Annotated in this window: 16 protein-coding genes; 3 read left to right on the forward strand and 13 right to left on the reverse strand. The window is 53.6% G+C overall.

All coding sequences use genetic code 11. The features are described 5' to 3' along the window. Positions 1-694 precede the first annotated feature (694 nt). The 5 genes from map to ACYVHX_RS15680 form a co-directional block, all read right to left on the reverse strand. The gene (gene map, locus ACYVHX_RS15660) at positions 695-1,456 is read right to left on the reverse strand and encodes a type I methionyl aminopeptidase (protein ID WP_460672598.1); all 762 of its coding nucleotides are present in this window, start codon (positions 1,454-1,456) and stop codon (positions 695-697) included. A gap of 153 nt (positions 1,457-1,609) precedes the next feature. Beyond that, entirely contained in the window at positions 1,610-2,212 is a 603-nt protein-coding gene (locus tag ACYVHX_RS15665) for a type 1 glutamine amidotransferase family protein (RefSeq protein WP_460672599.1), read from the reverse strand. A gap of 117 nt (positions 2,213-2,329) precedes the next feature. Beyond that, positions 2,330-2,824, reverse strand: coding sequence for a hypothetical protein (locus ACYVHX_RS15670; RefSeq protein WP_460672600.1), 495 nt, complete (start codon positions 2,822-2,824; stop codon positions 2,330-2,332). Between the two features lie 123 nt (positions 2,825-2,947). Further along, positions 2,948-5,041: a M16 family metallopeptidase gene (locus ACYVHX_RS15675; protein WP_460672601.1), complete on the reverse strand. Its 2,094-nt coding sequence runs from the start codon at positions 5,039-5,041 to the stop codon at positions 2,948-2,950. A gap of 34 nt (positions 5,042-5,075) precedes the next feature. Then, the gene (locus tag ACYVHX_RS15680; RefSeq protein ID WP_460672602.1) at positions 5,076-6,482 is read right to left on the reverse strand and encodes a M16 family metallopeptidase; all 1,407 of its coding nucleotides are present in this window, start codon (positions 6,480-6,482) and stop codon (positions 5,076-5,078) included. Positions 6,483-6,718: 236 nt separating this feature from the next. Here ACYVHX_RS15680 and ACYVHX_RS15685 point away from each other — a divergent pair, with 236 nt between their 5' ends. Continuing rightward, positions 6,719-7,054 carry a hypothetical protein gene (locus ACYVHX_RS15685; RefSeq protein ID WP_460672603.1) on the forward strand — a complete coding sequence of 112 codons (336 nt, stop codon included), beginning with the start codon at positions 6,719-6,721 and terminating at the stop codon, positions 7,052-7,054. 11 nt (positions 7,055-7,065) lie between these two features. Here the strand turns inward: ACYVHX_RS15685 and ACYVHX_RS15690 are convergent, their stop codons facing one another. From ACYVHX_RS15690 to ACYVHX_RS15700, 3 genes are read right to left on the reverse strand one after another with little or no spacing between them, the layout of a single operon-like run. Continuing rightward, entirely contained in the window at positions 7,066-8,244 is a 1,179-nt protein-coding gene (locus ACYVHX_RS15690; RefSeq protein ID WP_460672604.1) for a cation:proton antiporter, read from the reverse strand. A gap of 53 nt (positions 8,245-8,297) precedes the next feature. Next, positions 8,298-9,791 (reverse strand): 1-hydroxycarotenoid 3,4-desaturase CrtD, encoded by a 1,494-nt coding sequence (gene crtD / locus ACYVHX_RS15695; protein ID WP_460672605.1) that lies wholly within the window; start codon positions 9,789-9,791, stop codon positions 8,298-8,300. A gap of 50 nt (positions 9,792-9,841) precedes the next feature. Further along, the gene (locus ACYVHX_RS15700; protein ID WP_460672606.1) at positions 9,842-10,720 is read right to left on the reverse strand and encodes a PE-PGRS family protein; all 879 of its coding nucleotides are present in this window, start codon (positions 10,718-10,720) and stop codon (positions 9,842-9,844) included. 216 nt (positions 10,721-10,936) lie between these two features. On the opposite strand from ACYVHX_RS15700, the gene ACYVHX_RS15705 reads away from it, so the two are divergent. After that, positions 10,937-12,763: an ABC transporter ATP-binding protein gene (locus ACYVHX_RS15705; RefSeq protein ID WP_460672607.1), complete on the forward strand. Its 1,827-nt coding sequence runs from the start codon at positions 10,937-10,939 to the stop codon at positions 12,761-12,763. 6 nt (positions 12,764-12,769) lie between these two features. On the opposite strand, the gene ACYVHX_RS15710 is transcribed toward ACYVHX_RS15705, so the two are convergent. Continuing rightward, a complete protein-coding gene (locus ACYVHX_RS15710; protein WP_460672608.1) occupies positions 12,770-13,831 on the reverse strand; it encodes a zinc-binding metallopeptidase family protein in 1,062 nt (353 codons plus the stop codon). Between the two features lie 158 nt (positions 13,832-13,989). Continuing rightward, on the reverse strand, positions 13,990-14,778 hold the full coding sequence (locus tag ACYVHX_RS15715) for a glycosyltransferase family 2 protein (protein WP_460672609.1): 789 nt from the start codon (positions 14,776-14,778) through the stop codon (positions 13,990-13,992). A gap of 255 nt (positions 14,779-15,033) precedes the next feature. Here ACYVHX_RS15715 and ACYVHX_RS15720 point away from each other — a divergent pair, with 255 nt between their 5' ends. After that, positions 15,034-16,023, forward strand: a complete 990-nt coding sequence (locus ACYVHX_RS15720) for a ribonucleotide-diphosphate reductase subunit beta (protein WP_460672610.1) — start codon at positions 15,034-15,036, stop codon at positions 16,021-16,023. 74 nt (positions 16,024-16,097) lie between these two features. Here the strand turns inward: ACYVHX_RS15720 and ACYVHX_RS15725 are convergent, their stop codons facing one another. The 3 genes from ACYVHX_RS15725 to ACYVHX_RS15735 form a co-directional block, all read right to left on the reverse strand. Continuing rightward, positions 16,098-16,562, reverse strand: coding sequence for a regulatory protein RecX (locus tag ACYVHX_RS15725; RefSeq protein WP_460672611.1), 465 nt, complete (start codon positions 16,560-16,562; stop codon positions 16,098-16,100). A gap of 157 nt (positions 16,563-16,719) precedes the next feature. Then, a complete protein-coding gene (locus ACYVHX_RS15730; RefSeq protein ID WP_460672612.1) occupies positions 16,720-17,652 on the reverse strand; it encodes an RraA family protein in 933 nt (310 codons plus the stop codon). A gap of 140 nt (positions 17,653-17,792) precedes the next feature. Next, positions 17,793-18,725 (reverse strand): RraA family protein, encoded by a 933-nt coding sequence (locus tag ACYVHX_RS15735; RefSeq protein WP_460672613.1) that lies wholly within the window; start codon positions 18,723-18,725, stop codon positions 17,793-17,795. Between the last annotated feature and the right edge of the window lie 148 nt (positions 18,726-18,873).

Below are 18,873 nucleotides of genomic sequence, written 5' to 3' on the forward strand. Positions count from 1 at the left end.
GTTTTCGGTGGCTGACGCCTGTTTTCCTTTCAGCCTATTGAGTGTTTAACCGAATCGGAGAACTGCACCTCGGCTCCCGCTCACTGTTTTATGCTTTCGTCGGGCGGTTTTACCGCTTAGACTATGCCAGGAGCTTCTTCCTGAAAGATACCTTCGTGAATGAATTCAATCGATCTTTTGATGTTTAATGAAGCTATAGGATTCGTGCCCGTAGCTTCAGACGTCCTTTATTTGGCAATTCACAGGAGTCAATTTTACAGATGATTTTAATTTCAGAGCCTTCGTAAAAATCAACTGTATGGATTTTGTTTATCTCACCAGGTGTCAAAAATACAGCTGAAACGTAATTAGAATTCTCTCTGGATGCTTCTATTGGCCGAATAAAGGTCAGTTTGAAATTACACGCTGTTTCTCCTGTTACTGCATATTCTATAAAAACAGGATTCCTGAATCTAAGCCAGCTCCTGGATACAATCAGTTCAGTCGGCTTGTCTGTTGGGTCAATTTCCACCTCGTCATACCTCGGAGCTATAAAGACGTTCCAAAAGCTAAATGCAAGAAAAAAAGCAAAGAAAACAATGAGGGTAGAGCATCCACTAGTTATCTTTTTTGCTGGATTGTTACCGCTGGACGTCATAAATACGAATACCAATCAACGTTGTTTAAGGACTTTCATGATCAGCCATTCCGGACGTTACCCCCACAAGTGATTGGCGGCCGTCAGGATGATGGGCTGCTGATCGGTAACGACGATGGTTTGTTCGTGCTGCACGGCAACGCTGTCCCGGGCGATCAAAGTCCAGCCATCCCCTTTTTCCTGCGCGTAACTGGCTTTGGTTGATAAAAACGTTTCGATGGCCACAACCGAATGTTTTCGAAAACGCGCCTTGTTGGACCGGTCATAGTAGCAGAGAATCTCCAGCGGTTCTTCGTGCAGGCTCCGCCCGATTCCGTGCCCGGCCAGGTTTTTGATGACGCGGTAGCCGCTTCGCCGGGCTTCCGTTTCGATGAGACGTCCAATCTCAGCGATTTGGACGCCACCCCGGATGTGACTGATGGCTTTGGCCAGGATTCGCTTCGAGGTTTCCACCAGGTCACTGCGCTGATGAACATCCTGCCCCAGCACAAAAGAGCCGCCATTGTCCGACCAATACCCGTTCAATTCGGCCGAAACATCAATATTGACTACATCCCCTTCCCGCAGCAGCCGTTTGGCCGAAGGAATGCCGTGACAGACTTCTTCGTTGACGCTGATACAGGTCCAGCCCGGAAAGCCGTACGTGAGCTTGGGGGCCGACCGGGCACCGTGCTGTTCGAGCAGTTGCCGTCCGTATTGATCCAACTCCAGCGTCGACATCCCCGGCCGGGCGTACTGCTGCATGTGCCTGAGGGTTGAGCCAACCACCTGGCTAATCTGCTGCATTCCGATCAGATCTTCTTCCGATTTCAATGACATACCGTTGCGGTTTTTGGTGTTTATGTTTCCAACGTTAGTGACTTCTTTCCCGGTAAACGCACGATCAACGGATGCGGTTTCCGGAATGCGGTTTTCGGTGGGCCGACGTTCGGCAGGGGAAGCAAAATTACAAGTAACCTCAGCCCGGGCGGTTTACTCGGTCTGGGGGGCAGAAAACGAATGGTTCAGCCGGAGCCGGAAATACTGGAACCATTCTTCCAGTTTGGGATCGCCGGTCAAATTGAGCTCCGCAAAAATCGCGTCCGCAAATTCAGGAGCTGCGGTTCCGTTGGCCGTAATGATATGCTGATCAGCGACACTGAGCACATTCTGGTATAAATCGGCCCCGGCGTAGTTGGGCACAACGCCGTTCAGGTATTCTTTGGCATTGCTCGTGTGCCGGATTCCTTTCAGAAAACCGTGCCGGGCCAGCAGGGTGGTAGCCGCGCAGATGGCCGCTACGGGCGTTTGCTGCTGAATGAATTGCGCCACCAGGGGCACGATTTCCGGATTTCCCCCTTGCTCCCACACGTTATAGCCGCCCGTCAGGATCAGCAGGGCAGCCCGGGCTGGATCGACTTCCCCGATCGTCAGATCAGGCTGGAGAGACAGGCCACCCATCGAACAAACCGGTTTTTTGTCAAGCGCGAAAGTCTTCACCTGATAAGGACTGAACTTTGTCAGTCCAACAAGCGCGTAAGCGGGCTCCCAATCCGCGTAGTTGTCGAAAACGAATAGATAAACGGTATCTCGCATGATTTTCCGGTTTTATAATCAACAATCTTGACCCGCATTCATTGCCGTTCGACCCGGCCCCTGAACTTCCCGTTCGTAAAGCGAATCGTCTGTCCGGTCGACCTTGTCAGGGTTACGTCAAACCGGCCCCGTATTTTTCCCGTTGAGTTTCGTTACGTTCACCCACCCCCGATCGCCGTCCCTGAAATCGTAGTACATCCGTACACGTCCGGTTTTTGCATCCATGATGTGTAAAGTAGATTTACCACCAACTTGAAAGGAATCCGACGAGCGGGCGATTTTGGTGGGCAGGCAGGTGTCGGGCAGCGCCAGAGTATGGGTGCCTTTTTCCAGGGGTATATGAAAAAAGCCCAGCACCTGCGTCTGCGTACACGGCCCCAGGCAGCCCGTTGCTTTCGGCGTGGTCTTAGAAAGGCGTTCATCGAAAGGCAGATCCGTCCGAACCACGATGCTGAACCGATCAACCAGGCAGGTTGCATTTTCTTTGGTGTGGATTTCGGTAACGTCTCCGGAACCAAACCAACTCACCGGATCGAGGGAAGCCGTTAAAGTATCCGGTTTGTCGCAGGACATACAGGCTAAAAGGATATGCCGCCCTTGCATTCGAATCATGCGGTCTACGGTTTTCTTTCGCGGGTCTAAAAATCAACGGGCCAGTCGATGTGTCAACTGGCCCGTTTTGAGCGGTTTATTTCCGGTTTTCACCACCAGGGGGTGTCAGCGCAAAAACCGCCTTTACTGCACCATGAAATCCTTGTCGGTCAGGCCCGTGTTCACCACCAGCGATTGCGTTTGCATTTTCATGACCATCGGCCCAAAATTCTGGCTGATCGTGTACGGAAATTTAACGCCGTTCACTTCCTTGTAATCACTGAAACTGGTGTTAACGGCCATTTCGCCCTGTGGAGTCTGCTCAATTGTGGTGTTCTGCACTTTCAAACCGGTTTCGGCATCGTAAAAGAGGGCAAGCGTTTTCGCGCCAAGCGACACGTCAATTTTATGCGCATCTTTTCCGTTAACTTTTTCCGTGCCGGCCAGCGTGGTTTTTGCGCCCAGCGTCGAAAACAGCAGCTCGGGGAAAACCGCATTTTTCAGGATCTCCATTTTGGCTTCGTCATTGGCTAGGCTTTTCGACTGCCCTCCGCCTTCCATTTTCACTTTTGCGCCATCGGAGGTCACTTTCTGCACCACCTGACCCATCGCTGTTATCGCCAGCGAAAACTTGTCGAGCCCTTTCTGCTTGCTTTCAATGTCGATTTTAGTGCCCTGCATTTCGGTGGTCAGTTTCTGGGTCAGGTCGGTAATTTTCGCAATGGCGTCTTTGCCACCCACCGCCGTGAGGTACTTGGCAACCACCTGATCGGCGGTCAAACCGGCGGGCGTCGCCGACGTGGTCAGTTTGCCCGCAGCCGGAGCCTCCACTTTGTTGCCGTTGGCGTCGTAATACACCACATCGCCAAAGCGCTTCAGTTTGTCGGCCACTTCCGAAGCCTTGCCAACCACCACAATGTAGGCGTGTTCGGGGTCAATCAGTTTGCTGGCCGTGGTTTGCACCTGCGCATCCGTCACCGCATCGACCTGTTTCAGGTAATTGGAGAAAAAGTCCTCCGGGAGTTGATAGCGGGCCGTGTTGATGGCAAAGTTAGCAATCGTCTCGGGGTCTTCCAGCGTAAAGATGAAGTCACCGGCAAACGTATTTTTCGTGCTGCTCAGTTCTTCCGGTTTCGGCTTCGAATCCCGGATGCTTTTCAGTTCGTTTATGAATTCCGCCACGGCACTGTCCGTCACGGCATTCCGAACGTTGGCGTTGGCCCGGAAACGGCCCACCAGCCGGTCGCTGGTCAGCGACGAGTAGGCGCCGTAAGTATAGCCGTGTTTTTCGCGCAGGTTGTTATACAGGCGGGCGTTGCCCCCGCCCCCGCCCAGGATGTCGTTGGTCAGACTGGCCTGAATCGACTCCGGGGTGTACGGTTTTAGCTGAATCGGGTGGGTGATGTACACCACCGACTGCACCGAACTGGGCCGGTCGACTACCACTACGGTTGGTTTGGCGGGCGGTTTGGGCAGGTCATACGTCGGTTTGGGCACCTCGCCCGGCTGCCATTTTCCGAAATACTTCTCCACCATCGGCCGGGCTTCTTCGGGCGTAATGTCGCCCACCACGGCCAGATACCCGATGTTGGGCCGGTAATAGGTTTCGTAGAACTTGCGGCAATCGTCCAGCGTGATGCGGTCAACGGTTTCTTCCGAATCCGGCTCGCCGTAGGGATGGTCTTTGCCATACACCAGGATGCTGCTGACCCGGGTGGCAATGGCTCCCGGATTGTCTTTCTGGGAAGCCAGCCCCGATTTGGTTTGCTTTTTCAGCTTGTCCAGTTCTTCCTGCGTAAACTTCGGATTCAGCACTACGTCCGCCATCAGTTCGAGCATTTTGGGCGTATGCTTTTTGAGCGACATTGCATAGACGCCGGTCGGCGAGGTGTTCAGGCTGCCGCCAATGAAATCAACGGCTTCGTCGATCTGGTCTTTCGTGCGGGTTTTGGTCCCGGTTTTGATCAACTGGCTGGCGATGCTCACATAACCGGCTTTCTCGCCTTCCCGGATGGGCAGGTAATCAAACAACAGGCTAAAGCCCACGCGGGGCAATTTGTTGTTCTGCACCACAAAAACTTTCAACCCGTTGGCAAGCGTAAAAGAAACCGGTTTTCCCACTTTAATGGCGGGCGCCGGGCCATCAGCGGGCAATTTCGACCGATCCAGCGTTTGCGCCTGCGTCGACAGACCGAGGGCCAGCAGCCCCGCAGCCAGAATATAGTTTGCTTTCATCATTCGTTCTTCAATAATTCGTTATCCCGTGTTTTTCTTAATCGCCTTTGCCTTCTTTCTTCGGCTCCATCGCTTTCGGCAGGTAATACAACACCACCCGGTTTTCTTTCGTGAGGTATTTGTTGGCCACCCGGCGCAGGTCTTCCTTCGTCACTTTGTTGTAGCGTTCGAGCTCCGTGTTGATCAGGTTGGCGTCGCCCAGGTACATTTTGTAGTTGGCCAGGCTCTCGGCAATTCCGGCCACGCCCGCGTTCTGGTTCACAAAGTTGGTTTCAATCTGGTTTTTCACCTTCTGAAATTCTTCGTCCGTCACCAGATTTTTCTTTACTTTCTCGATTTCGGCATTCATTCCGGCTTCCAGGTCCTCGGCCTTAACGCCCATGTTGGCAATACCGATGGAAATAAACAGACCGGGGTCTTCGGTCGAGAGCGGGAACACGCCGGTCTGGACGGCTTTCTGCTGTTTATCAACCAGTTCCTTGTTCATCCGGGAGCTTTCGCCAGCCGCCAGCAGGGTTTGCAACACATCCAGCGCGTAATAATCCGGATCGCCCTGCGCGGGCATGTGATAAGCCTGAAATACGCCCGGCAGCGAAACGTTATCGTACACAATATCCCGCACTTCGGCCTTCTGCGCCGGTTCTTTCACGTTCGGGCGGTACGGCGTTTTCGGTCCTTTCGGAATTTCGCCGAAGTACTTCTCGATCAGCTTTTTGGTGTCATCCGGATTGATGTCGCCCGCGATGGACAGAATGGCGTTGCCGGGAATGTAAAACTCCTTGTAAAAATCCCGGAACTCGCCGATTTTGGCCGCATTCAGGTCTTCCATTGAGCCGATGGGCGCCCATTTATACGGGTGAACCTTGTAGGCGTGCGCCAGAACCTGCGGAAAGAAGGTGCCATACGGCTGGTTTTCGTACCGCTGCCGCCGTTCTTCCTTCACCACTTCGCGCTGGGTTTCAACGCCTTTCTCATCTACTTTGGCGTGCAAAAGCCGCTCCGACTCCATGTAAAGACCCAGTTCCAGTTTGTTCGACGGCAGAATTTCGTAGTAGAACGTCCGGTCGTTGGAGGTATTGGCGTTCAGTTGCCCGCCCGCGCCTTTGATGATCTTCATGTATTCGCCCCGCTTGATGTTGTCGGAACCTTCAAACATCAGGTGCTCAAAAAAGTGCGCAAAGCCCGACCGGCCCGGTTGTTCATTCTTCGATCCGACGTGATACATCATCGTCACGGCCACCAGCGGAGTCGTATTATCCTGATGCAGAATGACATGCAAGCCGTTTGGCAGATCGTATTCCGTAAATTTAATGCGTGGTGCTGTCGAAGCCGCTGCGGCCGGTTTGGGCGCGGGCCGGGTCGGGGTCGGTTTCTTGGGCGTTTGCGCCACCGCCGACCAAAGCAGGCACTGGCTTAACGCAACATAAAGCACGGTTTTTTTCATAAATTGTTCACTAAAATGTAGAATGGGTTCGTTCCGGCAATCCGGTCTTTCTCAAATATACAATTGTTTTTATTGGAGGAAACTATCTTCTGAAAACCCAATTGTGAAAGTTTTTCAAAAGGCTGAAAATGAAGGGTGAACGGCAAAACCGGGCCGGGTTGCCTGCCCACTGAAAACCGGTGTAGCCAACGTTTTTTTTGCCGGCAAGTCCGGCGCTGCCTGTTAAAAATCTGTGTATGATCGTGGTTCGGGTACCGTTTTTATGGGTTAGCGGAATGGCCTTGTTTCCCTTTGTTCTGGTGCGGACCAGGCGGCCGGATGCGGTTTTGCTCCACCACGAGCGCATCCATCTCCGGCAGCAGCTGGAACTGGGCCTCCTTCCTTTTTACGTCTGGTATTTGCTGGAATACCTCATCCGTCGCTGGCAATACCGGGACCATTACACCGCCTACCGGAACATCAGCTTCGAGCGCGAAGCCTTTGCTAATGAACACAATCTGACGTACTGGAAAACCCGGAAGTGGTACGGTTTTCTGAACTACCGGACCCAAAAACCGCCGGGTGGCCTGTAGGTACAAGTCCGTCAGAGCGGTTCGGTTTCGCGGTAGCTGACAACGCCCGCCATCATCACCAGCGCGGTGAGCAGCACCACGGCCATCAGAATCCCGTCGCGAAAACCGACCAGTTTAAGGTTGTCCGGAATACTCAGGTACAGCAGGATGGTAATTAAGCCGCGCGGAGCGATAAAAACCACCGGATTGATGCTCCCCGACAACGATAAACGCAGCACGCCCGCCCGCACGGTGTAGAGCAGCAACAGCAGCAAAAAGCTGACAATCAACGCATCCGCTTCGATGAGCGATTGAAAATCCGAAGCATAGCCAAACAGCAGAAAGAAAAACGTTCGGACGATGAAGGCTCCCTCGGCGGTCAGGTTCTTGAATTGGTCGAGTTCTTTTTCAAACAGATCATTCTTGAAAATCTGGTCGAGCCGGCCCCGGATGAAAAGCTCGGTATTGTTCAGAAACAGCCCAAAAACCAGAATCAACAGCAAGGGGGAAAGCTGGTAAATCCGGCTGACCGCGTAGACGAGGAAAAGGACCGAAATGATAGGTAAAAATTTGATGTGGTGGCTGATTTTACTGATCAGATAGAGGAGAAAAAAACAGCAGATCAGGGAGATGACCACCATGATCAGCGTATCTTTCGCAAAGGACAGCACGGAAAAAATACCACCGGAAGCGTTGTAAACCAGGAAGTTAAAAATCATGACGCCCAGAATATCGGACAGGGACGATTCGTAGACGACAAACTCCCGGCTGGCCGGATTCAGGTTCCGGGCGCCCGGAACCGCCACCGCGCTGCTGATGATGGCAAAGGGCATGGCGGCCACCAGGCATTTGAAAAAAGATGCTTCCATCAGCACGTAAAACAGCGCGGCCATCAGCAGCGAGGTCACCAGAATCGACGAAAGCGACGACCAGAAGGCCCGCCGGATCATGCCCAGTTTATCGCCCGTCAGTTCGAGTTCCAGCGCCCCTTCCAGAATGATCAGAATCAGGCCCAGCGTGCCGAGCGTGGGCAGAATCGTATCGACATACGGCAGTTGAAAGGCAAAGTAATTCGTGACCTGACGCATGAGCATGCCCGACGCCAGCAGCAGAATTACCGACGGCGTTTTGTAGCGACTGCTGAGCAGGTCGAAAACGTAGGAAATCAGAACCGATAAACTGAAAACAATAATCAGGTACGAAGTATCCATGCCGTCGAGTTTCGGTGCAAAAACGCAATATACGGTTTTCGGTCTTTCGGTGGTCAGCTACCCTCAAGACCCGGCCCCTGAATCAGATCCGTCGCAATTTTGGCCGACAACAGACACAGCGGAATGCCGCCCCCCGGATGCACGCTGCCGCCCACAAAATACAGGTTGTGGAACTGGTGCGAGAAATTGGCGTGGCGCAGAAAAGCCGCAAACCGGTTGTTCGAGCTGTTGCCGTACAGCGCCCCCTGCGAACTCGACGTGCGGATTTCGATCGAGCGCGGGTCTAAAACGGATTCGCACTCAATCAGCGGTTTTACGTCAACCCGCAGATTCTGACTTAATTTCCGGATCACGTTCTGCCGGGTTTTGGCGATCAGGTCGTCCCAGTTCTGACCGGAATTGTTCGGGGCATTGATCAGGATAAACCAGTTTTCGCAGCCGGGGGGCGCGTCGTCCGGTTTGTGTTTGGACGTAATGTTCAGGTAAATGGTCGGATCGTCCGATAGCGTTTGCCGGTTAAAAAGCTGGTCGAACTCGGCGCGGTAATCCTGGCTGAAAAAGATGTTGTGCAAACCCAGTTCCGGAAATTTTCGCCGGATTCCCCAGTAAAAAATCAGGCCCGAACTCGATTTGGGCTGCCGCAGAATCCGCTCCGGCTGCCGGGCGTTCGGCAAGAGTTTGCGGAAGGTGCTGACCACATCCATGTTGGAAACGACCACGTCGTAGTCCCGGATCGGTTCGCCGGACACCCCGGTTTTTACGCCCGTTATGCGCGCGCCGTTCGTCACCAGTTCCGTGATGCGGGTGTTGAACCAAAACCGGACGCCCAGGTCTTCGGCCAGCCGGACGAGGCTGTTGGTGATGCCGATCATGCCGTCTTTCGGAAAAAAAGCGCCGATGTTGTATTCCAGGTGCGGAATGATGTTCATCGTGGCCGGGGTCTGGTAGGGATCGGAGCCGTTGTAGGTGGCATACCGGTTAAAGAGCTGCACCAGTTTCGGATGTTGAAACCGCTGCTCGTTGGCCCGGTTCATGGTTTTGAACACCTCCAGTTTCGGCAGATTCAGGTACCCGTGGAGCGCGTCGCGGTTAAACCAGGTCGATAATTTGTGCAGCGAGCGGTGCAGGAAAAGCTTTTCGGTAATCCCGTATTTGGTGGCACTGTCGTCCAGATGCGCCAGCAGGTGCTCGGCGGATTCGCCCAGCTGCGTTTCGACTTCGCGGGCAAAAGCAAGTCGGTCGGCCCAGGCCGTCAGGCGCGTGCCGTCGTCCCAGAAATACCGGCAGGTTTCGTCCAGTCGGCTATACGTAAAATAATCGCCGGGATGGCGGCCCGCCAGTTGAAACAATTCGTCCACGAGCTGCGGCATGGTGAACAGCGAAGGCCCGGCATCGAACCGAAAACCGGCCTGCTCAAAACCGGACAGCTTACCGCCGGGATACGAATTGGCTTCGAACACATCAACCCGGTAGCCTTTGACCGCCAGCCGGATAGCTGCCGCGATACCGGCAATACCGGCCCCAATGATAGCAGCGGTTTTTGACAAAATGATGAAGCGTTTAAGGAGTTGGAACGGACTTTTCCCCGATCCCGTCCCTATAACCGTTTGTAGTAGTTCAGGGTTACAGCCGCCTGATTGCCTTTTTCGGGGAGGGTGTAGTAGCCGTTGCTGTTTTTATCGAAACAAATGGCTTCCCCCTGAATGCCCAGTGGTTCGGCCGCCAGCGACTGGTAGGTATTTTTCTGCAACGCATCCGCCAGCGACTGCCCGCTTTTCCGGCGCCAGTGGTAGGTTCCCAGGTAGGACTTCAGCAGAATTTCGTCGCCATCCGCCGAAACGCTTCCGCCGGTAATCAAATTCAGGGGCAGTTCGCCGTAATAATCCGCCTTCATCACGTCTGCGGTATTTTGCGGATACGGCAAGCGGTAGATCCGGACTTTCTCTTCGGCCTTTGTCACAATCCAGAGGTCGCGGGTTTGCGGGTCGAGCAGAACCGCTTCGGCATCGCGCGGGCCGTCGGAATACCGGAAGCTAATCCGCTCGATTCCGCCGACGGTTTCGTTCTGGTTTTTGGGTTCCGGAAACCGGTAGATGTAGCTCACGTCGTTTTGCCGGAAATTATCGCCGATGTCGGCCAGGTAGAGGTACGAAACACCATCCTGCGGACCGGGTCCGATGGCTAGATCTTCCCAGTCGCGGTTGGCGATACCGGACAGCGGAAACCGTTTCACCAGCTTGCCGTCGGTGGTCATCAGGTTAATCTGGGCGGGCGTTCCGCTGTCTTCCTGGACCCACAGGTGGCCGTCGATCGTGCGACTGGCGGCAATGCCCGACGCTTCATCGACCTGTCCGGGCTGAACGGAAAATTTATCCGGGCTGGTCGAAAACCGGTCGGATTTGGACGAATCGGGTGAAATGATCCCGCAGGAGGACAGGGCAAGCAGCAGGCTAACGGCCAGATGACGGTAATGCATTCGTTTCTCAAGGTTGTATGCTACAAATAACGTCAAAACCGCCTGATCTAATTGTATCGGCAACAAATTTTGATTGAACGTACCGCGCCACGGGCTTTTTCCTGGTCTGGTCAGCCTTACCGGTTTTCGTCAAGAAATGGCACGGACCAAAGGCGGGGCACAGTTAATGCCACCCATCGCGGTAATCCTGCTTCCGGGACGTATCTTTGCGGCCACATGAAGACTTATTTTCGCTTGCTTTCGTACGCCCGGCCGCTGGGCCGCTTTCTGACGCCGTTTTTGCTCACGTCGTTGTTAGCCAGCCTGTTCGGCGTACTGAACTTTACGCTGCTCATTCCCCTGCTGGATGTTCTTTTTGATAAAGTGGACCCGGCCGAACTGCAAAAACTGCTGAGCCGGCCCGCCCCGGTTTTGTCGTTCAGCACCTCACCGAAGGAGCTTTTTCAATACTATTTTGCGGTTTTTTTCCGGGAACACGGCAAGCTCGGCGCCCTTCAGTTCGTCTGCGTGATCGTCGTAACCTCGGTGCTGCTCAACAATATTTTCAAATATTTATCGGTCCGGCAACTCGAGTCGTTCAAAGCCCGGATGGTGGCCCGGCTGCGCGAGACGGTTTTTACCAAAGCCCTGCGGTTGCACCTCGGTTTTTTCTCCAGCGAACGCAAAGGCAACCTCATCGCCCGCATCCTGACCGACGTGCAGGAAGTCGAAAACTCCATTGCCAACAGCCTTTCGGCGGTTTCCAAAGAATTGTTTCTGCTGGTTGCGTACATCATTACGCTGTTCAACATTTCGGCCAACCTGACGTTTTTTGCCTTGCTGGTCATTCCGGTTTCGGGCGGTTTTATTGCCATGCTCGTCCGGCGCATGAAGCGGGATGCGCAGGCCGGGCAGCAGCGGCTGAGCGGAATTCTGAGCTTACTCGACGAAACGTTCGGTGGCATGCGCGTTGTGAAAGGCTTCAATGCCGAAGCGTTTGTAACCCAAAAATTTCAGACCGAAAACGACGGCTACCGGAACGCCATCCGGTCGCTGGCCAACCGGCGGGAGCTGGCGTCGCCTTTTTCCGAATTTATGGGCGTGCTGGTCGTTGCCATTATTCTGCTCTACGGCGGGTCGCTGGTGCTGACGAAACAGTCGGATTTGTCGGCGTCAGATTTTATTACGTTTATCCTGATTTTCTCGCAGGTTACGCGCCCAGCCAAGGAAATTTCCAACGCCTTCAGCGGTTCGCAACGCGGCATTGCGTCGGGCGAGCGGGTGCTCGAACTGATCGATACGGCCCCGGCCATTCAGGACAAACCCGGCGCCCTGGCGCTACCCGGTTTTCGACAAACGATTGAAGTACAAAACGTGTCCTTCGCCTACCACCCGGATCGGCCGGTTTTGAAAGGCATTGAGTTTACACTCGAAAAAGGAAAAACCATCGCGCTCGTCGGCGCATCGGGGGGCGGAAAATCGACCATTGCCGACCTGATTCCGCGTTTTTACGACCCGACCGACGGCCGGATTCTGATCGACGGCGTTGACCTGCGCGATTGCAGCATGCATTCCCTCCGGAATCTGATGGGCATTGTGACGCAGGAAAGTATTTTGTTCAACGACACCATTTTCAACAACATCGCTTTTGGCACCGAAGCCACGGAACAGGAGGTGGTGCGGGCGGCCCAGATTGCCAACGCCCACGATTTCATCATGGCTCAGCCGGAGGGCTACCAGACCGTCATTGGCGACCGGGGCGGGCGGTTGTCGGGCGGACAGCGCCAGCGCATCAGCATTGCCCGGGCGGTTTTGAAAAATCCGCCCATTCTGATTCTGGACGAAGCCACCTCGGCCCTGGATACCGAATCGGAAAAACTGGTGCAGGAAGCCCTGACGCGCCTGATGGCCAACCGCACGACCCTGGTGATTGCCCACCGGCTGAGCACCATTCAGCACGCAGACGAAATTCTGGTGGTGCAAAACGGCGAGATTGTCGAGCGCGGTACGCACCGGGATCTGCTGGAACGGGAAGAAGGATTTTACCGGCGGCTGACCGCGTAAGCAAACTTATTTTCGGCGGGTCTGGTAACAAATCCGGTGAATAAAACTCAGCTTTTCCATGACGCCGGGCGGAATGATAAACGGATACAGGTCGGAATGGCCCATGCTGCGGTTCAGGTTGTTCATGGCAAACGACAACGGTCCCCACAAATCCATCAGCGTCTTGAAATCCTCCGGGTCATACGGATCAATTTTCTCTTCCTGCATCACGTCCATCGCGTCCACAACGGACTGAAACTGAACGCTCAGGCCAAAGGCGTAGGCGGTTTCGAGCGTATCCAGAATGTGCATGTAATGCGCCCAGGTTTCGGCCCAATCTTCCCACGGATGGGCGCTGGCGTAGGCACTGATGAAGTGGAGATTCCAGCCCGCCGGAGGTCCCTGCTGGTAATGCTGCGCCAAGGCGTCCTTGTAGCTCTGGCGCTCGTCGCCAAACAGCGCGCGGTAGGCGTCGATCCGGTCGGTGCCACGGATCAGGCGATCCCAGTAGTAATGGCCGATTTCGTGCCGAAAATGGCCCAAAACCGTGCGGTAGGGCTCGTCCATCTTCTGGCGGGTCATCTCGCGCTCGATGTCGTCGGCTTCCACAATGTTGATGGTAATCAGGCCCCGTTTGTGGCCCGTCCGCACCGGCCGCTGCGTCCAGTCGGCCAGAAAATCAAACGAAAGGCCGTTATCGGGATCGACCGATTTGCTCATCAGCGGCAGGTTCATGCGCCGGAGCGAATAAATCAGGCGGTGTTTGGCGGTTTCTATCACCTTCCAGCGCTGCAGGTATTCCGGTTTGCTCAGATTCGGAATGGTGCGGTTTAGCCGGCAGGCTTCACAGTAGCGCGATTTATGCGTTTCTTCCACCAGCCAGTTACAGACCCCGTACTGCTGATTGGCGCAATACCGATAGCGCGTTTCGCTCTGTCCGTAGATCTGAAACGTATCGGTATCGTTGGCAATCAACGGCAGCAGTTCGAGTTGCCCGGCCACAAATCCCAACGGATATTCACACTGGGGACAACGGGTATTTTCGAAATAATTCGTCTCTCCGCAGTGCGTACATTTAAAAAGTCTCATCCTTCAGCAAAGAGGAGGATTCCGGAATCCCTCACCCCAAAAAGCTTTTTTGATAACTTTCATAGTAACGTCTCCGTCCTGAAATGGTTCGATCGTGGGCATTTTATGCGGGACAAGCGAGCAAAAAACCGCCCGTTTTTGCAACAAGGCCGCCCGGCCTACCCGGCGTTTCGCTGCAACTCCCGCAATTTCGCGTATTTCACCACCGGATACATGGCCGAAAACAGCGACCAGACAAAACCGGGATAGCCGTTCAGGACGTTTCGTTTGAGAATATACTCTTTCAGAAACGTGAGCGGCAGCCGGAAAACGACCTGGGCAACGGCGTCCGATTTGCCCCGGCTTTGCAGATCGCGGGCGCCGGCGGTAGTGTAGCGGTTGAACTTTTCAAAATACTCGTGGAGGCTCCCGTAACTGTCGTGCAGCATGTGGTGCGTGAGTCGGCCCACGGGCGCGTTCAGCACCACATCCTCGTGGACCCGGGCCGCATTGTAGTTGCCGAACCGCTTGTCGAACAGCCTCAAATGGGGCATTTTGTATTCGCCCCCGTGGCGCATCAGCCGCCCCAGAAAAACCAGCGAAATCGGCACTTCAAATCCCCTGAAATCGAGCGTCCCGGTTTCGACCTCCGCCAGCCGAAGCTGAATTTCCGTCCGGAGTTCTTCCGTCACGATTTCGTCGGCATCGACCACCAGCACCCAGTGATGCCGGGCCTGTTCCACGGCAAATCCTTTCTGCAAGCCAAATCCTTCAAAGCCGCGGTGAATAATCCGGCAGCCCGCCTGCTCCGCAATCGCCAGGGTCTGATCGGTGCTGCCCGAATCGACCACCACCCTTTCAGCGCACCACTGCAAGGCGTTCAGCACGGCGGGCAAAATCCGGGCGGAATTGAACGTAATCAGAACGGCACTAACCGGCGGAGATGCAGGCACGGGTAACGGAGACATATACGACTAAAAAAATCTGGATAGGAATACAAATGACTGTTTTTCAATGCAAAAATCAAATTTTAGCAGATTTCTAAGAAGTTATTTTTCCACGAATTCAACAACTGTTTGATAGTTATAGAGTTATTCTACCCGCCATTGGAACGTCACTTTCACCCTTTCATTTTTCGGTTGGATTCCTGCCCTAATCCGATAACTTTGTTAGCTCGCTTTTTAGTTAACTACACGTCAATCTTACAAATAAGTCAATACATCATGGCTCAAACTGAAGCTCTCGAACCGATCCTGCAGGAAGACCCGCTCCGGTTTGTTCTGTTCCCGATCCGCCACCACGACATCTGGAAAATGTACAAACAGCACGAAGCGTCGTTCTGGACGGCCGAAGAAATCGACCTTTCGCAGGACCAGCGCGACTGGGAGAATCTGAACGATGGCGAGCGGCATTTCATCTCCAACGTACTGGCTTTTTTTGCCGCTTCCGACGGCATTGTCAACGAAAATCTGGCAGTCGGTTTTCTGTCTCAGGTCCAGTATGCGGAAGCCAAATGCTTCTACGGTTTTCAGATTATGATGGAAAATATCCACTCGGAAACCTATTCGCTGCTGATCGATACCTACATCAAAAATCCGGTCGAAAAAGACAAAATGCTGCGGGCGGTTGATACGATTCCGTGCGTGAAACGCAAAGCCGACTGGGCCATGCGGTGGATCGAAAACGGTTCATTCGTCGAGCGTCTGCTGGCCTTTGCGGCCGTGGAAGGAATTTTCTTCTCCGGTTCGTTCTGCTCGATTTTCTGGTTGAAAAAACGCGGTTTGATGCCCGGTTTATCGTTTTCGAACGAGCTGATTTCGCGCGATGAAGGTCTGCACCGCGATTTTGCCTGTATGCTTTATACCGAACACATCCAGAATAAACTGCCGGAATCGGAGGTGTACGCGATGATCAAAGACGCCGTCAGCATCGAGCAGGAGTTTGTCAGCGAGTCGCTGCCGGTTTCGCTCATCGGCATGAACGCCGAACTGATGAAGCAGTACATCGAATTTGTCGCCGATCACCTGCTGGTGTCGCTTGGTCTGAAGAAAGTCTATAACTCGACCAATCCGTTCGATTTCATGGACATGATCTCGCTGCAAGGCAAGACCAATTTCTTCGAAAAACGCGTGGGTGAGTACCAGAAAGCGGGCGTGATGGGATCGACCAAAGAAAAAGAAGATCAAAAAATCACCTTCGACGCGGATTTTTAAAAAAGGAGAGGAAGGCAGGATGGGATGAGAAGGACACGTTCTTCCTTTATTCCTTTCCTCCCTTCCTTCTTTTGTTATTCCTTTTCCTCCCCCCCTAATACCGACCAGATCAGGTCGCTTTCGTAGCCTTTTCCGATCGCAAACCGGAGTAGTTTCTGCTTCATAACGAGCGGACTTTCGCCCTGCAGGCTTCGTTTCTTTTTATCGAGCAGATCGACCAGCGTCTGGCGGTAATCGTCGGATTCGATTTCTTTCATGGCCTGATCGAGGTTGTAGCCCGTGATGCCGCGTTGTTTGAGGTGCTGCTTGATCTTGTGCTTCCCCCAGCGTTTCACCCGGAACTTGCTGCCCGCAAACGTCTTGGCAAACCGTTCCTCGTTCAGGTAATTCTGTTCGATCAGCCAGCCAATGATTTCTTCGGCTTCGTCGCCGTATACCTCCCATTCGTTGAGTCGTTCGCGCACTTCCCGCTGCGTCCGTTCCTGATAGGCGCAAAACGAAGCCGCCCGGCGCAGAATATCTTTCGTTTGATCGGTCATTTTGTAGACAAAATAAAAGAGGTTCGATAGGCGCCAGGAGCCTGAAATCCCGCACAACGAAGGCGGTTTTATCGTTTTTTTCTGGCTCACTTCTCCTGTCTTTGAAAACAAAAAACGGCCGAAGATAGCTCCGGCCGTTCCCTTATTTTCGCGGGAATTACCAGGTGCGTTTGCTCATTACTTTATCCAGTTCGGGGCGGGTCATGGTGCCGAGCTCCGGGTGCTGCGTCAGCCATTTCAGAAACTCCGCCTTGATTTCGTCCGTCCACTGGCTGTCGATCTGACCGGTGGTGTAGCGGTTTGACTTCACCATTTCAAAGCCGAACTGGTCTTTGCGGGTCACAAATTCGCAGGTTGTCACGACTTGCTCGGCCAGGTGCGCCGGAACAAACAACACGCCCTCGCGCTGGGCAATCACCAGATCACCCGGCAACACCATCGTATTTCCCATCCGGATCGGGCTATTGAGACCCATCAGCACCATTTCTTCCAGAAACGACGGGTGAAAATCGCGCACGAAAGCGTTGAATCCTTTGATGTTCTGCAACTCCTGCAAGTCGCGCGCGGCTCCGTTAAAAACGACACCATTGCCGGTTTTGCTGAAAATAGCATTGCCCAGCGTGGCGCCGACCAGGGTTCCGCCACCGATTTTCCCAAAACCGTCGGCCACGTAGACATCGCCTTTCGTGAGGGTTTCAATCGGCCAGGTGTTGGTGTTTCCTTTGCGGCCCTGTTTGCTGATGCCGCGATCCTTAATGTTTTTCTCTACATCCGGCCGACTGGGCATGAACATCGCCGTCACGGCCCGTCCGGCCACCACGACATCGTCGTGAATAAACTTCCAGCCGCCTTCAAACTGGTTCAGATATCCTTCATTTTTTAAAACCGTCCAGGCATCATCAATTCCGATCTTTTTAGCCCGTTCCACCAGCGCATCCGAAATTTTCGGGCGACCGTCGGGGAAGCGTTCACCTTTCCATTCGGAGGTCAAAAAGACCAGTTCGTCTTTCGGAATGGTTTGCGCGGTTGACGCCCGACTAACGACTAAACAGGCAACCAGAAAAAGGAGAAACGCAACGCTGGATTTCATACGGGCAATTAATGAATTGGTGAAGAATATCAAATGTAAAATGAGGAACGCTAAATGTAAAAGCGTTGGATTGAAAACTACTTTTACATTTAGCGTTCCTCATCGCTCCGGCGACCCGGTTGATAGTTATTATTTCCTTTCTAATGGTCTTTGGCCAGATACGCTTCAAGATCTTTGGGGGTAATGGCTAATTTTTTGGGGTATTTTCCAACCCACGCCCGGAACTCGTCTTTGATTTTGGCCGACCAGTCGCCGTGAATTTCGCCCGACGGGTATTTGCCCTGCTGCAACAGCACCCGCTCAAACTCATCGCGCAGGGCCGTCATTTCCGACGCCGACACCAGCCCCTCAACCAAATGAGCCGGAATAAACACCACGCCGTATTCGTTCGCAAACACCACATCGCCCGGAAAAACCGTCACGTCGCCCACGCGAATCGGTGCGTTGATCGAGGTCGGCGTCATGTCTTTGATATACGATGGATCGTGGCCTTTCACCCAGGCATTGAACCCTTTGGTGTCTTTCAGCTCCTGCATATCCCGGATGGAACCGTAAAAAATCACGCCCTTGCCGGTTTTTCCGTAGATGGCATTTCCGAGGCTGGAGCCAATCAGCGTGCCGTCTTTCACCTTGCCGTATCCGTCGGCCACGTAAATATCGCCCTTGGTCAGAAGGTCAATCGGCCAGATGTTAATGCCGCCCTTCTGCGAACGCCCTTCGGCTTTGCCTTTTTTCCGGATCAGGCTGTCGAGATCGGGCCGGGTCGGCATGAACTGCGCGGTGACCACGCGGCCGGTCATGGTTTCACCCGGTTTCAGAATAATCCAGTTTTTTTCGACCTGATTGCGGTATCCTTTGTTGCCCAGATAGCCCCAGACCTGCTCCAGCGTACAATTTTGCAGTCGTTCGAGCACCAGATCCGGCACTTTCGGCCGGCCATCCGGCAATCGTTCGCCTTTCCAGTTCGCGGTCAATTCCGTCACGTATTCGGGTGAGGAGCCAATGCGCTGAGCCTGAGCCAAAAAGCCTCCTGATAGGGCAACCGCCAATGCTAGTACTGTTTTCTTAATCATTGCTTATAAGGGTAAGGATGCGATAGCACTAAAAATATACTCTGACAAGACCCGCAAAACTAAAAAGAACGGGTTGCGAAAAACCGGGTTTGCCTTCACAAAACCCAGTTTTATTCGTCAAAAAGACGATCGGATGAGTAAAATACTG

It is taken from the genome of Larkinella ripae (assembly GCF_054780775.1).